Consider the following 15133-nt stretch of genomic DNA (forward strand, 5'->3'; position numbering starts at 1 on the left):
CAAAGGCTCGCTCCCACAGGGGAAGGGGTTAGTTGTCGTAACCCAGGTTAGGCGCCAGCCAGCGCTCGGTCACGCTCAACTCCTGGCCTTTGCGCGAGGTGTAGCTCTGCACCTGATCCTTGTCGATCTTGCCCACGGCGAAATACTGCGCCTGTGGGTGAGCGAAGTACCAGCCGCTGACCGCCGCCGCCGGGAACATCGCGTAGTGCTCGGTGAGGAATACGCCGCTGCGGCCGGCCTTGAGCTCTTCCGCTTCCGGGTCCAGCAGCTTGAACAGCGTGGCTTTCTCGGTGTGATCCGGGCACGCCGGGTAGCCCGGAGCAGGGCGGATGCCGGTGTATTGCTCTTTGATCAGCGCCTCGTTGTCCAGCGTCTCGTCCTTGGCGTAGCCCCAGTAGTCTTTACGCACTTGCTGGTGCAGCCACTCGGCGCACGCCTCGGCCAGACGGTCGGCCAACGCCTTGACCATGATCGAGTTGTAGTCGTCGCCCGCTTCCTGATAGGCCTTGGCCACTTCTTCGGCGCCAATCCCGGCGGTGGTGATGAAACCACCCACGTAGTCGGTCACGCCGCTGTCCTTCGGCGCGACGAAGTCGGCCAGGGAGAAGTTCGGCTTTCCGTCGGTCTTGATGATCTGCTGGCGCAAGTGATGCAGCTTGGCCAATGGCTTGCCGTCGTCGCCATAGACTTCGATGTCATCGTCGCGCACCTGGTTGGCCGGCCAGAAACCGAACACGGCACGGGCGCTGATCAGTTTCTCGTCGATCAACTTGGCAAGCATTTCCTGGGCATCGGCGTACAGCGCGGTAGCGGCTTCACCGACCACTTCATCCTGCAGGATGCGCGGGAACTTGCCGGCCAGGTCCCAGGAGATGAAGAACGGTGTCCAGTCGATGTATTCGGCCAAAACCTTCAGGTCGATGTTGTCCAGCACCTTGGCGCCGGTGAACGTCGGTTTGACCGGCTCATAGTTGGCCCAGTCGAACTGCGGTTTCTTGGCAATGGCCGCCGGGTAGCTCAGGCGCTCGGTGCGGGCGCTGCGGTTGGCGGTGCGCTCGCGAACGTCGATGTATTCCAGGCGGGTCTTCTCGACGAAGCCGGCCTTCAATTCCTTGGACAGCAACTGCGTCGCCACGCCCACGGCGCGGGAGGCGTCGGTGACGTAGATCACCGCGTCGTTGCTGTACTTGGGCTCGATCTTCACCGCCGTGTGCGCTTTGGAAGTGGTCGCGCCACCGATCATCAGCGGCAGATAGAAGTCCTGACGCTGCATTTCGCGGGCCACGTGAACCATTTCGTCCAGCGAAGGCGTGATCAGGCCGGACAGACCGATGATGTCGCATTTCTCGTCTTTGGCGACCTGCAGGATCTTCTCCGCCGGCACCATCACGCCGAGGTCAACGATGTCGTAGCCATTACAGCCCAGCACCACGCCGACAATGTTCTTGCCGATGTCGTGCACGTCGCCCTTGACCGTGGCCATGAGGATCTTGCCCTTGGCTTCCGGCTTGTCGCCTTTTTCCAGTTCGATGAACGGGATCAGGTGGGCCACGGCCTGCTTCATCACGCGGGCGGACTTCACCACTTGCGGCAGGAACATTTTGCCGGCGCCGAACAGGTCGCCGACGATGTTCATGCCGGCCATCAACGGGCCTTCGATGACTTCGATCGGGCGCGCGAACGACAACCGCGATTCTTCAGTATCTTCAACAATGTGCGTGGTGATGCCCTTGACCAGCGCATGCTCCAGACGCTTGTTGACGTCCCAGTTGCGCCACTCTTCGGTCTCGGCTTCCTTGACGCTGCCGTCGCCCTTGTACTTGTCGGCGATGGCGAGGAGGGCGTCGGTGCCTTCCGGAGTACGGTTGAGGATCACGTCTTCAACGGCGTCGCGCAACTCCACCGGGATCTGGTCGTAGATCTCCAGTTGGCCGGCGTTGACGATGCCCATGGTCAGGCCGTTGCGGATTGCATACAGCAGGAACACCGAGTGAATCGCCTCGCGCACCGGATTGTTGCCACGGAACGAGAACGACACGTTGGACACGCCGCCGGAGCTCAGGGCGTAGGGCAGTTCGTCACGGATGTAGGCACAGGCGTTGATGAAGTCCACAGCGTAGTTGTTGTGTTCTTCGATACCGGTGGCCACGGCGAAGATGTTCGGGTCGAAGATGATGTCTTCCGGCGGGAAGCCGACTTCGTTGACCAGAATGTCGTAGGAGCGTTTGCAGATTTCTTTCTTGCGCGCTTCGGTGTCGGCCTGGCCGGCTTCATCGAAGGCCATCACCACCACCGCGGCGCCGTAGCGTTTGCACAGTTTGGCGTGATGAATGAACTGCTCGACACCTTCCTTCATGCTGATGGAGTTGACGATGCCCTTGCCCTGAATGCACTTGAGGCCGGCTTCGATCACTTCCCACTTGGAGGAGTCGATCATGATCGGGACGCGGGAGATGTCCGGTTCGCCGGCAATCAGATTGAGGAAGGTCACCATGGCCTTCTTCGAATCGAGCATCCCTTCATCCATGTTGATGTCGATCACTTGGGCGCCGGCTTCGACCTGCTGCAGGGCGACTTCCAGGGCCTCGGTGTAGTTGTCTTCACGGATCAGGCGGGCGAACTTGGCGGAACCGGTGATGTTGGTCCGTTCGCCGACGTTGACGAACAACGAGCTGCGATCGATGGTGAACGGTTCCAGGCCCGACAAGCGGCAGGCCTTGGGGATGTCCGGAATTTCACGCGGGGCGTAACCGGCGACCGCTTTGGCGATGGCTTCGATGTGGCCCGGTGTGGTGCCGCAGCAGCCGCCGACGATGTTGAGGAAGCCACTTTGGGCGAACTCTTCGATGACCTTGGCGGTTTGGGCCGGCAGTTCGTCGTACTCGCCGAACTCGTTCGGCAGGCCGGCGTTCGGGTGCGCCGACACGTGGGTGCTGGCCTTGTTCGACAGCTCTTCAAGGTACGGACGCAATTCACGGGCGCCGAGGGCGCAGTTCAGGCCGACGGAAATCGGCTTGGCGTGGGCCACGGAGTTCCAGAACGCTTCGGTGGTCTGGCCGGAGAGGGTGCGGCCAGAGGCATCGGTGATGGTGCCGGAAATCATGATCGGCAGCTCGACGCCCAGCTCTTCGTAAACCCCTTGCACGGCGAAGATCGCCGCTTTGGCGTTGAGGGTGTCGAAAATGGTTTCGATCAGGATCAGGTCGGCGCCGCCTTCGATCAGGCCTTTGGTGGCCTCGGTGTAGTTCTCCACCAGTTCATCGAAGGTCACGTTGCGGTAGCCGGGGTTGTTCACGTCGGGCGACAGCGAGCAGGTACGACTTGTAGGACCGAGCACGCCGGCGACGAAACGCGGCTTGTCCGGGGTTTCCAGGGTCTTGGCGTCCGCCACCTTGCGCGCCAGGCGTGCGCCTTCTACGTTGAGTTCGTACGCCAGGCCTTGCATGCCGTAGTCGGCTTGGGACACCTGAGTGGCGTTGAAGGTGTTGGTTTCCAGAATGTCGGCGCCGGCATCCAGGTAGGCTTTTTCAATAGAGCCAATCACATCCGGGCGGGTCAGCACCAACAGGTCGTTGTTACCTTTGACATCGCTCGGCCAGTCGGCGAAGCGTTTGCCACGGTAATCCTGTTCCTCGAGCTTGTAGCTCTGGATCATTGTCCCCATGCCGCCGTCGAGAATCAGGATGCGCTCTTTGAGGGCGTGCTTGAGAGCTTGAAGGCGAACGCTGCGATCGGACATTTGGACTACTCGGTAAGGCCATGACGAAGGGCCGGGATAATAACAAACCTGTGTGCTTTTGGAGCATATGCCGGTTTTGCATGAATATCGTTCATGTTGGTGCGCGGGTCGGACCGGTAGAATCGCGGCGTTTTCTCATGATCAGGACCAGGGATATGTCGTATCGCGTCGTCACCAGCCTATTGATGCTGTTTTTAAGCGGGGGCGCCGCTGCGCAAGGTCCGGACATTTCCTACGTTCGCGACATTCAACCGATCTTCACCGAAAAGTGCGTGGCCTGCCATGCCTGCTACGACTCCGCCTGTCAGCTCAACCTGGGCAGTGGCGAAGGGGCGTCCCGAGGTGCGACGAAGGCGCCGGTCTATGACGGCGAACGTAGCAAGGCCGCCGCGCCGACCCGGTTGTTTTATGACGCCTTCGGCAAGCGTGCCTGGCAGCAAAAGGGCTTCTATTCGGTGCTCGACGCCCAAGGCAGTCAGGCGGCGCTGATGGCGCGGATGCTTGAGCTGGGGCACAAAACCCCGTTGCAACCCAACGCCAAACTGCCGGAAGACATCGTCCTGGGCCTGAACCGGGAAAACCAGTGCGCCATGCCGGCAGAGTTCAGCGATTACGCCAACTCTCATCCGAAAGAGGGCATGCCGCTAGCGGTCACCGGTCTGACCGATCAGCAATACCAGACGCTGCAGCGCTGGCTGGCCTCCGGCGCGCCGATCGATCAGCAGGGCCTGGTGCCCAGCGCCAGGGAAGCCTTGGAAGTGGTGCAGTGGGAAAACCTGCTCAATGCGCCGGGCGCCCGGGAGAGCCTGGTCGGGCGCTGGCTGTTCGAGCACTGGTTCTTGGCCCATATCTATTTCAAGGACGGCGAACCGGGGCATTTCTTTCAGTGGGTACGTTCGCGCACGCCGACGGGGCAGCCCATCGACCTGATCAACACCCGCCGTCCGAATGATGATCCGGGCACTCAGGTCTATTACCGTCTGTGGCCGGTGCAAGGCGTGATCGTGCACAAGACCCACATCACCTACCCGCTGAGCGCGGCGAAGATGGCGCGGATCAAGAGCCTGTTTTACAACGGTAACTGGCAGGTCAACGCGTTACCGGGCTACGGGCCGGAGCGGCGGGCCAATCCGTTTGCCACGTTCGAAGCGATCCCGGCCCAGGCGCGTTACCAGTTCATGCTCGATAACGCCGAATACTTCGTGCGTACCTTTATTCGCGGCCCGGTCTGCCGGGGCCAGATCGCCACCGACGTGATTCGCGACAACTTCTGGGCACTGTTCCAGGCCCCGGAACATGACCTTTACATCACCGACCCGAAATATCGCGGCAAGGCTACGCCGTTGCTGGCGATGCCGGGGCAGAACGATGACGTCGGCAGTGTCCTGAGCCTGTGGCACGACTACCGCAACAAACGCAACGAATATGAGGCCCTGCGCCGGGACAGCTATGCCGACTTGCCAGCGCCGAGCTGGTCGACCCTGTGGGCCGGTAATGACAATGCGTTGCTGAGTATCTTCCGGCATTTCGACAGCGCCTCGGTGACCAAGGGCCTGATCGGCGATGTGCCGCAGACGATGTGGCTGTTCGATTACCCGTTGCTGGAACGCACGTATTACCAGTTGGCGGTCAACTTCGATGTGTTCGGTAACGTGTCCCATCAGGCCCAGACCCGGCTGTACTTCGACCTGATCCGCAACGGCGCCGAGCAGAACTTCCTGCGCCTGATGCCGGCCAGCTCACGGGACGGCTATCTCGACGATTGGTACCAGAACAGCGGCAAGTTCAAGATGTGGCTGGATTACGAGGACATCGACAACGACAAGCCGACGGCGCTGACGCTGGACGAAAACGACCCGAAACGCGATTTCGCCTTGCAGCTGCTGTCCCGTTACGGCGAACTTAATGCCAGGCCCGATCCGATCAACCGCTGCGACGGCGCTTACTGCTCGCGGCCGAACATTGATCCGGCGTTGCAGAACGCCGAGCAAGCCTTGAGCCGCCTGACGTCGCGCCCGGCCGCCGGTTTGAAAGTCATCGATCAGTTGCCGGAGGCCACGATGTTGCGCATCGAGACCTCAAGCGGCAAGCGTGAGGTCTACAGCCTGCTGCGTAACCGCGCCCACAGCAACGTGGCGTTCCTGCTCGGGGAGTCGCTGCGTTATCAGCCGGGGCTCGACACGTTGACGATCTATCCGGGTGTTCTGAGCAGCTACCCGAACTTCATGTTCAACATTCCGGCCGGGCAGGTGCCGGCGTTTGTCGACGAGATGGAAAATGCCAAAGACGCCGCGAGTTTCGAAAAAATCGTCGAACGCTGGGGCATTCGTCGCAGTCATCCGCAATTCTGGCAGTATTTCCATGATCTGAGCCGGTACATCCACGACACCGACCCGGTGGAAGAGGGCGTGCTGGACATGAATCGCTACGAGAATCTGTGATGACCGCTTTCCCGACAAAAATACTAGGACTTTGTGCGGCGCGTCGATTGGCGTAAACTGCGTCCAAGCCTGCGAGGAGTTTCCATGACCGCTATTACCATTACCGACGCCGCCCATGATTACCTGGCCGATCTGCTCTCCAAGCAGAACACCCCGGGTATCGGCATCCGCGTCTTTATCACCCAGCCTGGCACCCAGTACGCCGAAACCTGCATTGCCTACTGCAAGCCGGGCGAAGAAAAACCTGAAGATACCGCGCTGGGGCTCAAAAGCTTCACCGCCTATATCGACTCGTTCAGCGAAGCGTTTCTGGACGATGCGGTAGTCGACTACGCCACCGACCGCATGGGCGGCCAACTGACCATCAAGGCGCCAAACGCCAAAGTACCGATGGTCAACGCCGACAGCCCGGTCAACGAGCGCATCAACTACTACCTGCAAACCGAGATCAACCCGGGGCTGGCCAGCCACGGCGGTCAGGTCAGCCTGATCGATGTGGTCGAAGACGGCATCGCCGTGCTGAAGTTCGGCGGCGGTTGCCAGGGCTGCGGCCAGGCAGACGTCACCCTGAAGGAAGGCATCGAGCGCACCTTGCTCGAGCGTATTCCCGAGCTCAAGGGTGTACGTGACGTGACTGACCACACGCAGAAAGAAAACGCCTACTACTAAGGTGTTCGCTGCGACATAAAAAAACGGTGCCCGTGAGCACCGTTTTTTTATGGATGATCGATAACCTGTGGCGAGGGAGCTTGCTCCCGCTCGACTGCGAAGCAGTCGCAATCCAGCCGATGCATTTTCCCGTGATGAATGCGTTGGCTGATTTTGGGACCGCTGCGCGGTCCAGCGGGAGCAAGCTCCCTCGCCACAAGTGCTTCAGGGTCTGTAGAGGTGAGCATGCCCCGCGCGATACAGCGACGATTCACTGAAGTGATCGCTGCCCAGCACTCGACCCACCAGAATCAGCGCCGTTCGGCGAAAACCCTTGGCTTGTACCTTCTGCGCAATGTCCGCAAGCGTTCCCACCACCCAATCCTGATCCGGCCAGGTCGCCCGGTGAATCACCGCGATCGGGCAGTCGGCGCCGTAGTGCGGCAGCAATTGGGCAAGGATCTTCTCTAGATGATTGACCCCCAGATGGATCGCCATGGTCGCCCCGTGTTGCGCCAGGCTGCCCAGTTCTTCGCCAGCGGGCATGGCGGTCTTGTCGGCGTAACGGGTCAGAATCACGCTCTGTGACACGTCCGGCAGGGTCAGTTCGGCCCCCAAAAGGGCCGCGCAGGCGGCGGTGGCGGTGACGCCGGGAATGATTTCGAAAGGGATGTCGAGTTCACGCAAGTAGCGAATCTGCTCGCCGATCGCGCCGTACAGACTCGGGTCGCCGGAATGCACCCGGGCCACGTCCTGGCCGTTGGCGTGGGCGGTCTTGATCAGCTCGACGATCTGTTCCAGATGCAGTTCGGCGCTGTTGACCACCTGTTCGGCCCGGTGGCCTTCCAGCACGGCGGCGGGGACCAGGGAGCCGGCATATATGATGACCGGGCAGCTACGAATCAGCCGCTGGCCTTTGACGGTGATCAGTTCCGGGTCGCCGGGGCCGGCGCCAATGAAGTAGACGGTCATCGTCGTTTCCTGTCAGAAATAGGGCCTGGGCATGCTTCAGATGAAGAATGCTCATGATCGAAGGCGAGGATTATCGGGGATTTTACGCGGCGCTGGCCAATGCCAGGGTGGCCTGGGCGTATTTTTGTCGTGGAATCAGCAACTTTGCCGGTGCCTGGGCCAATTGTTCGGCCAGGGCCAACGCAGCGCTTTCCGCCACGCCGTAGCAACCGGTGCGTTCAAACGCGATGTCCGAGTGGTGGCTCAGTTGTGCTTGATAGGTCGCCAATTGTTCGCTGCTGAAGTACATCAGCGGCAATGCCAGTTGTTCGGCCAGTTCGATCAGGCCAGGTTCATCGCGCTTGAGGTCGATGCTGGCCAGGGCCTTGATCTCACGAAGCTCGATTTGATGGGCCTGTAACGCCTGATCGAGCAGCGCCCGCAGCGTGCTGACGGGGCAGCCGCGCTGGCAGCCCAGGCCGACCACCAGGGTCGGCACTGTGCCGTTTTCAGTCATGCGCTGTAATGGCCATCGCTTTTGCGGCGGAACAACCAGGCGCTGATCAGGCCCAGGGCCAGCCAGAACGCCACGTTGGTCAACTGCGAAGCGATTTTGAATTGTGCTTCCAGGGCTTCCGGCGCCAGCATCGAATGGACTTCCGGTTGTGGTGCGCCAATCACATGCGGCACGGCCAGGATCGCCACGCCGAGAACTTTCATCAGCCAGTGACGGCTGAACACGATCAACGCGATGCCGACGGCCGTGGACGCGGCAGTGCCGATCCACCAGATTTGCCGTTGCGCCAGATCAGCCGCGGCAGTGCCCGGCAGCTCAGGCGGCAGGCCGAGAGTCGGAGCCAGTACGAACGTCGCATAACCGGCCAGGCCCCAGAGCAGGCCCTGAGAGGTTTTGGTCGGTGCGCGCAGGGTGTAAAGACCGGCGAGCATCAGGGCGAAACCGACGGCTACCACCAGGTTGCCGCCGGTAGTGGACAGCACGCGCTGCCAGCCGTCTTCCGGTTCCCAGGCTTCGGCATCGTGGGTATGAGCGACTGCGCCCGCGGCGTGCTCGTGGATTTCAACAGCAGCCGGCTCGGATTTTTCGTAGGTCTCGGCCTGCAAAATCAGCGGGGAGACCCAGAAGCTTTGCAGCAGGGTCAATAGCAGGGCGGCCAGCAGCCCGGTGAAACCTGCGGTTTGCGCAATACGCTTGATCATCTCAGCAGGTCTCAATGGCACGGAAAGGCGGAGCTGTGACGGGTATCGTGCGCGGCGTTGTGCACCGCTTCGATGTGCGAGAAACCGGCGAAATACACAAGGCTGGCGCCAAGGATCGACGCACACACGGCGGCGGTCAGGCGTTGAGTCAGGGTCGTGGTGGTGCTGGCGATGCTCTTGTCGGTATTGCTGGCGGTGCTGCTGATGATCGTCATGGCGCTTCCCTCTGGTCTGTCAGCGGGTGAATAGAGCGCATGAAAATCTCCGCACGCCAAGGGCTCGCAGAGATTTCGAACAGCGCCCGCCCACCGCGGGTTTGTTATTCAGTGAACGTAAAAGTCACTTTGTGTTGCGGGCCGGTCTCCGGGCTCGCGAGGGGCTGGGCTTGCGCCTGGACCTGCAAGCATCACCTTCCCATGCCATATGACCGGCACAGTGGATCTGACGCTTCACTCGCTTACCGTTGCGGGGGCAGCACCGGACTGACATGGCTTTAGAGTAAAGCACATGATTCACCGGTTTCCCGTTTCACCCTGTGAAGGGCACCCGTAACAAGGCGTGTAGGAGAGCATGGGCGAGGGCGGGGAGTCAATTGGCAGGGGGTCTCACTAACACCCAATACCTGTGGCGAGGGAGCTTGCTCCCGCTCGAGCGCGTAGCGGTCGCATCGGATTCATGCGGTCTGTCTGTAAGATTTGCAGTGCATGGTTTCACGGCTGCTTCGCAGCCGAACGGGAGCAAGCTCCCTCGCCACAGGCAAGCCCCCTCGCCACAGGTGATCGTATTCGCCGACAAGACATTGACCCGCCCCCACACGATGCGTAGCCTTGCGCTTTCGAGGTTCTTCGGCGTCTGTCGAAGCTAAGAAGGGAACGCGGTCGATGCCGCGGCTGCCCCCGCAACTGTGAACGGTGATGTTCGCTGCCACGCCACTGCAAACCCTGTGCAACGGGTTCGCGGGAAGGCGCAGCGAATGCCGGGCCAACGCCCGGCGCACCGTCAGCCAGGAGACCTGCCTCGACACAGATTCTCACTTTCAACCGGGCGGGGTGATCCGGTGGCGAACTCTTCAGGCACGCGTGCCCGCGTTGCCGGTTGTCGTCCCGTATGCCCGCCACCTTGCCAAAGGGCATCCGATGAAAACACTGGCCAAACTCCCCGTCACCATCGTTACCGGCTTCCTCGGTTCGGGCAAAACCACCTTGCTGCGGCACATGCTCGACAACGCCCAGGGCCGTCGCATCGCGGTGATCGTCAACGAGTTCGGCGAGCTGGGCATCGACGGCGAGATCCTCAAGCAGTGCTCAATCGGCTGCACCGAAGAAGAGGCCAGCGGCCGCGTCTACGAGTTGGCCAACGGCTGCCTGTGCTGCACCGTTCAGGAGGAATTCTTCCCGGTGATGCGCGAGTTGGTTGCTCGCCGCGGCGACCTCGACCACATCCTCATCGAAACCTCGGGCCTGGCCCTGCCAAAGCCTTTGGTTCAAGCCTTCCAGTGGCCGGAAATCCGCAGCGCCTGCACCGTTGACGCGGTGATCACCGTGGTCGACAGCCCGGCCGTCGCTGCCGGCACTTTCGCTGCATTCCCGGATCAAGTGGACGCCCAGCGCAAACTCGACCCGAACCTGGACCACGAATCGCCGCTGCACGAACTGTTCGCCGACCAACTGGCCAGCGCCGACCTGGTGATTCTCAACAAGGCCGACCTGATCAGCGCCGCAGACCTTGCCCGCGTGCGCCTGGAAGTCGCCGAAGAGCTGCCACCGGCGGTGAAAGTCATCGAAGCCAGCAGCGGTCGCTTGCCGCTGGACGTGCTGATCGGCCTCGGCGCCGGTTCCGAAGAACACATCGACAGCCGCCACAGCCATCACGATCATCACCATGAAGGTGAAGACGACCACGATCACGACCATGACGCGTTCGACTCCATCTCGATCGAGCTGCCACAAGCCGACGAAAGCCTGCTGATGGACGCGCTGACGCAACTGGTGGTGCAGCACGGTATTCTGCGGGTCAAGGGTTTCGCGGCGGTGCCGAACAAGCCGATGCGCCTGCTGATTCAGGGCGTGGGCACGCGTTTCGACAAGCACTTCGACCGTCAGTGGGGCGCCGAGGAAGCGCGCACCACCCGTCTGGTGTTGATCGGTCAGGCGCTGGACGCCGTTCAACTCGAAGCGCAATTGCGCGCTGCGCTCAGCGTTTAACCCATGCACCTGCTCAGGACCCAGCCCGGCGGTTTCGTGTCGGATGACAACATTGCCGACCTTGGACAAACCCCCGCCGAGCTGGTGATCCTGTGCAGCGGCGATTCCAGTCTGGCGTTGCTCGCCGAGGCGGCGCAGCAGCTGCCCGACGATTACCCGAGCCTGCGCCTGGCCAACCCGATGCAGGTGCAGAATCACGCCTCGGTCGATCTTTATGTCGACGAAGTGCTGCGCCACGCCAAGGTGATTCTGATCTCGCTGCACGGCGGCATCGCCTATTGGCGTTACGGCATCGAGCGTCTGGTGGAATTGTCCCAGCGCGGTGTGCAGTTGATTCTGGTGCCGGGTGACGATCGCCCGGACCCGGAACTCAGCGATCTGAGCACCGTGGCCCCCGAAGACCGCGACCGGCTCTGGCACTTCCTGCGTCAGGGCGGCATGGCCAATGCGCTCGACCTGTTTCGCTGCCTTGCCAGTCGTTGGCTGGGTCGTGATTATCCATGGTCCGAGCCGCAAACCCTGCCACGCACCGCGATCTACCACCCGCAAAAAAGCCCCGCGCACCTTCAGGATTGGCAAGCCGATTGGCAGGCCGATCAGCCGGTGGCGGCGGTGCTGTTTTACCGCTCGCACTTGCAGGCGGCGAACACCGGTTTCATCGATATTTTCTGCCAGCGTTTGCAGGCGGCAGGGCTCAACCCGTTGCCGATTGCGCTGGCCAGTCTGAAAGAGCCAGGCTGCCTGGCGGTGGTCGAGGACTGGCTGGATGAAGTTGAGGCGGGGGTGATTCTGAACACCACCGGTTTCGCCCAGTCCAGCCCTGAAGCGCCGCATCTGCGGCCGTTTCGTCGCAACATCCCGGTGATTCAGGCGATCTGCGCCCAGGACAACGAGCCCGGTTGGCGTGCCAGCGAGCAAGGCCTCGGTCCCCGTGACTTGGCGATGCACATCGCGCTGCCGGAGCTGGACGGGCGAATCATCAGTCGGCCGATCAGCTTCAAGGATCTGGCGTGGCGCAGCGAGCGCAGTCAGTCCGATGTGGTTTGCTATCGACCACAACCGGAACGCATGGATTTTGTCGCTGAACTGGCGCGGTGCTGGATCGATCTGGCGCGGCTGCCCAACAGCGAAAAACGCATCGCCCTGATCCTCGCCAACTACCCGACTCGCGATGGACGCATCGGTAATGGCGTCGGTCTCGACACCCCGGCCGCTGCGCTGAACATCCTGCGTGCCCTGTACGCCGAAGGTTATCCGTTGCCGGCCGAGTTGCCGGACAGCGGCACCGCGCTGATCCAGCAACTGCTTGGTGGTGTCAGCAATGATCTGGACACTATCGATCAACGTCCGTGCCAGCAAAGCCTGGCGCTGGATGATTACTTTTTGATGTTCAACGCACTGCCCGAAGCCAATCGCGAGGCGGTGCTGCAACGTTGGGGCACGCCCGAAAGCGATCCGATGTTCCGTGGCGGGCGAATGATGATTGCCGGGTTGCGCTTCGGCCTGACTTTCGTCGGCATTCAACCGGCCCGGGGGTATCAGGTTGACCCGAGCGCGGTCTATCACGACCCGGACCTGGTGCCGCCCCACGGTTATCTGGCGTTCTACTTCTGGTTGCGCAACACCTACGGCGCCCACGGCGTGATCCATGTCGGCAAGCACGGTAACCTCGAATGGCTGCCGGGCAAGGGCGTCGGGTTATCTGAAAACTGCTGGCCCGACGCGCTGCTCGGACCGCTGCCGAACATCTATCCGTTCATCGTCAACGACCCGGGCGAGGGTGCCCAGGCCAAGCGCCGTACGCAAGCGGTGATCATCGATCACCTGATGCCACCGCTGACCCGCGCCGAAACCTACGGCCCGCTGCGCAACCTTGAGTTGTTGGCTGACGAATATTACGAAGCGCAGTTGCTCGATCCGCGCCGCGCCCGGGAACTGCAACGCGACATTCTGCAACTGGTGCGCGACACGCACATTGATCGCGAACTGCAGCTGGACGAGAAGCTCGACAGCGATGCCGACGCGGCGATCTGGTTGCCGCGCCTGGACACTTACCTGTGTGACTTGAAGGAATCGCAGATCCGCGATGGCCTGCACGTGTTTGGCGAGTCGCCGACCGGGCGATTGCGCATCGACACTTTATTGGCCTTGCTGCGCATTCCTCGCGGTGACGGTCGTGGCGCGCAATCGAGCGTGCTGCGGGCGCTGGCCAAGGCGTTCGAATTGGGCTTCGATCCACTGGATTGCGTGTTGGCCGAGCCCTGGAACGGTCCTCGGCCGGATGCCTTGCAGGCGGTCAGTGATGAGCTGTGGCGCACGGCGGGGGACACCCGTGAGCGTCTGGAACTGTTCGCCGAGCAGTTGATCGAGCAAGCCTTGAGCGCTGAAATTGCTCCGTTGAACCAGCGAGGCTGGTCCGACGTGAGCGCGATCATCGACAGTTTGCGCGAGGTCGTCGCCCCGCGCCTGGACGCCTGCGGCCCGGCGGAAATGCGCGGCCTGCTGGACGCCCTCAGCGGGCGATTCGTCCCGGCCGGGCCGAGTGGTGCGCCCAGCCGTGGACGGCTGGACGTGTTGCCCACCGGGCGCAATTTCTATTCGGTGGACGTGCGCAACCTGCCGACCACCACGGCGTGGCGCATCGGTTTTCAATCCGCGAACCTGATTCTTGAACGGCACTTGCAGGATCACGGCGATCACTTGCGTCAGCTCGGCCTGTCGGTCTGGGGCACCGCGACCATGCGCACCGGCGGCGACGACATTGCCCAGGCCATGGCCTTGATGGGTGTGCGGCCGGTGTGGGCGACGGGCAGTCAGCGGGTCGACGACTTCGAGATTCTGCCGTTGAGCCTGCTGGACCGGCCGCGGGTGGACGTGACCTTGCGCGTCTCCGGATTCTTCCGCGATGCCTTTGCCAACCTGATCAGGCTGTTCGACGCCGCCGTGCAAGCGGTCGCCGCGCTGGATGAACCGGACGATCTCAACCCGTTGGCAGCCAAGGTTCGTGCCGAGCGCGAAGCGCTGCTGACGTCCGGTCTGGATGAAGAAGCGGCCAGGCGACAGGCCGGCTGGCGGATCTTCGGGGCCAAACCGGGTGCTTACGGTGCCGGCGTGCAAGGTGCCATCGACGGTCGTTTGTGGCAGAGCCGCGAAGACCTGGCCGAGGTTTACCTGAACTGGGGCGGCTACGCTTACGGCGGCTCCGATGAAGGCACCGCCGCACGCGAGCAGTTCGCCCAGCGTCTGAGCCAGGTGCAGGCCGTGCTGCAAAATCAGGACAACCGCGAGCACGACTTGCTCGATTCCAACGACTATTACCAGTTCCAGGGCGGCATGTTGGCGGCCGTCGAAAGCCTCGGCGGCGCAGCGGCGGCGAGTTATCACGGCGACCACAGTCAGCCGGACTTGCCGAAGATCCGCACATTGAAGGAAGAGCTGAACCGGGTGATCCGTTCCCGGGCGGCCAATCCGAAATGGATCGACGGGATCAAGCGTCATGGCTATAAAGGCGCGTTCGAACTGGCGGCGACGGTCGATAACCTGTTTGCGTTCGACGCCACCACGCAGTTGATCGACGATCACCAGTATGCGTTGCTGGCGGACGCCTATTTGCTTGATCCGGCGACCCGGGAGTTTGTTCGCGAACACAATCCCCACGCCTTGCGCGACATGACCGAGCGCCTGCTCGAAGCGCAGCAACGGGGGATGTGGCAGGAGCCGGGTGAATACCGCGAGGCGCTGGAGAATTTGTTGCTGGACATAGAAGAAGACAGTTAGCCGGTGAGCAAAGGAAATTTGTGGCGAGGGAGCTTGCTCCCGTTGGGCTGCGCAGCAGCCCCAAAACAAAAAACCAGGCTCTGTCAGGCACACCGCATTTTCAGGTTTTACGACTGCTACGCAGCCCAACGGGAGCAAGCTCCCTCGCCACAGAG

The 15133-nt window shown here is 61.8% G+C and carries 9 protein-coding genes and 2 riboswitches; of the genes, 4 read left to right on the forward strand and 5 right to left on the reverse strand.

The genetic code is table 11. The features are described from left to right. Positions 1-28 precede the first annotated feature (28 nt). Positions 29-3739, reverse strand: a complete 3711-nt coding sequence (gene metH, locus FFH90_RS12575) for a methionine synthase (RefSeq protein ID WP_018927643.1) — start codon at positions 3737-3739, stop codon at positions 29-31. A 155-nt stretch (positions 3740-3894) separates the two neighbouring features. Between metH and FFH90_RS12580 the strand changes: the two genes are divergently transcribed. Both FFH90_RS12580 and nfuA read left to right on the forward strand, forming a co-directional pair. After that, the gene (locus FFH90_RS12580) at positions 3895-6180 is read left to right on the forward strand and encodes a fatty acid cis/trans isomerase (protein WP_138867270.1); all 2286 of its coding nucleotides are present in this window, start codon (positions 3895-3897) and stop codon (positions 6178-6180) included. An 84-nt stretch (positions 6181-6264) separates the two neighbouring features. Continuing rightward, complete coding sequence (gene nfuA, locus FFH90_RS12585; RefSeq protein WP_007946504.1) at positions 6265-6849, forward strand: Fe-S biogenesis protein NfuA; 585 nt, start codon at positions 6265-6267, stop codon at positions 6847-6849. 204 nt (positions 6850-7053) lie between these two features. Here nfuA and cobM read toward each other — a convergent pair whose 3' ends face one another. The 4 genes from cobM to FFH90_RS12610 all read right to left on the reverse strand — a co-directional run bounded on the left by cobM (position 7054) and on the right by FFH90_RS12610 (position 9212). Continuing rightward, positions 7054-7800 carry a precorrin-4 C(11)-methyltransferase gene (gene cobM / locus FFH90_RS12595; RefSeq protein WP_064617085.1) on the reverse strand — a complete coding sequence of 249 codons (747 nt, stop codon included), beginning with the start codon at positions 7798-7800 and terminating at the stop codon, positions 7054-7056. 82 nt (positions 7801-7882) lie between these two features. Beyond that, on the reverse strand, positions 7883-8296 hold the full coding sequence (locus tag FFH90_RS12600) for a cobalamin biosynthesis protein (RefSeq protein ID WP_064617086.1): 414 nt from the start codon (positions 8294-8296) through the stop codon (positions 7883-7885). Beyond that, positions 8293-8997: a CbtA family protein gene (locus tag FFH90_RS12605; protein ID WP_111454625.1), complete on the reverse strand. Its 705-nt coding sequence runs from the start codon at positions 8995-8997 to the stop codon at positions 8293-8295. Before FFH90_RS12605 ends, FFH90_RS12600 begins: the two co-directional genes overlap by 4 nt. Positions 8998-9008: 11 nt before the next feature. Next, on the reverse strand, positions 9009-9212 hold the full coding sequence (locus FFH90_RS12610; protein ID WP_018927647.1) for a CbtB domain-containing protein: 204 nt from the start codon (positions 9210-9212) through the stop codon (positions 9009-9011). Positions 9213-9333: 121 nt separating this feature from the next. Next, a riboswitch (cobalamin riboswitch) is annotated at positions 9334-9562 on the reverse strand. A gap of 256 nt (positions 9563-9818) precedes the next feature. Continuing rightward, positions 9819-10032, forward strand: a riboswitch (cobalamin riboswitch). A gap of 101 nt (positions 10033-10133) precedes the next feature. Here FFH90_RS12610 and cobW point away from each other — a divergent pair. Continuing rightward, positions 10134-11201: a cobalamin biosynthesis protein CobW gene (gene cobW / locus FFH90_RS12620; RefSeq protein ID WP_026286539.1), complete on the forward strand. Its 1068-nt coding sequence runs from the start codon at positions 10134-10136 to the stop codon at positions 11199-11201. A gap of 3 nt (positions 11202-11204) precedes the next feature. Then, positions 11205-14978, forward strand: coding sequence for a cobaltochelatase subunit CobN (gene cobN, locus FFH90_RS12625; RefSeq protein ID WP_138867272.1), 3774 nt, complete (start codon positions 11205-11207; stop codon positions 14976-14978). Positions 14979-15133: the final 155 nt, after the last annotated feature.

It is taken from the genome of Pseudomonas sp. ATCC 43928 (assembly GCF_005938665.2).
Lineage (GTDB): Bacteria > Pseudomonadota > Gammaproteobacteria > Pseudomonadales > Pseudomonadaceae > Aquipseudomonas.

What these genes read in the sequence shown, in the direction of transcription:
- metH (WP_018927643.1), bottom strand. Translation starts at nt 3,739, where the DNA reads ATGTCCGATCGCAGCGTTCGCCTTCAAGCTCTCAAGCACGCCCTCAAA.
- FFH90_RS12580 (WP_138867270.1), top strand. Translation starts at nt 3,895, where the DNA reads ATGTCGTATCGCGTCGTCACCAGCCTATTGATGCTGTTTTTAAGCGGG.
- nfuA (WP_007946504.1), top strand. Translation starts at nt 6,265, where the DNA reads ATGACCGCTATTACCATTACCGACGCCGCCCATGATTACCTGGCCGAT.
- cobM (WP_064617085.1), bottom strand. Translation starts at nt 7,800, where the DNA reads ATGACCGTCTACTTCATTGGCGCCGGCCCCGGCGACCCGGAACTGATC.
- FFH90_RS12600 (WP_064617086.1), bottom strand. Translation starts at nt 8,296, where the DNA reads ATGACTGAAAACGGCACAGTGCCGACCCTGGTGGTCGGCCTGGGCTGC.
- FFH90_RS12605 (WP_111454625.1), bottom strand. Translation starts at nt 8,997, where the DNA reads ATGATCAAGCGTATTGCGCAAACCGCAGGTTTCACCGGGCTGCTGGCC.
- FFH90_RS12610 (WP_018927647.1), bottom strand. Translation starts at nt 9,212, where the DNA reads ATGACGATCATCAGCAGCACCGCCAGCAATACCGACAAGAGCATCGCC.
- cobW (WP_026286539.1), top strand. Translation starts at nt 10,134, where the DNA reads ATGAAAACACTGGCCAAACTCCCCGTCACCATCGTTACCGGCTTCCTC.
- cobN (WP_138867272.1), top strand. Translation starts at nt 11,205, where the DNA reads ATGCACCTGCTCAGGACCCAGCCCGGCGGTTTCGTGTCGGATGACAAC.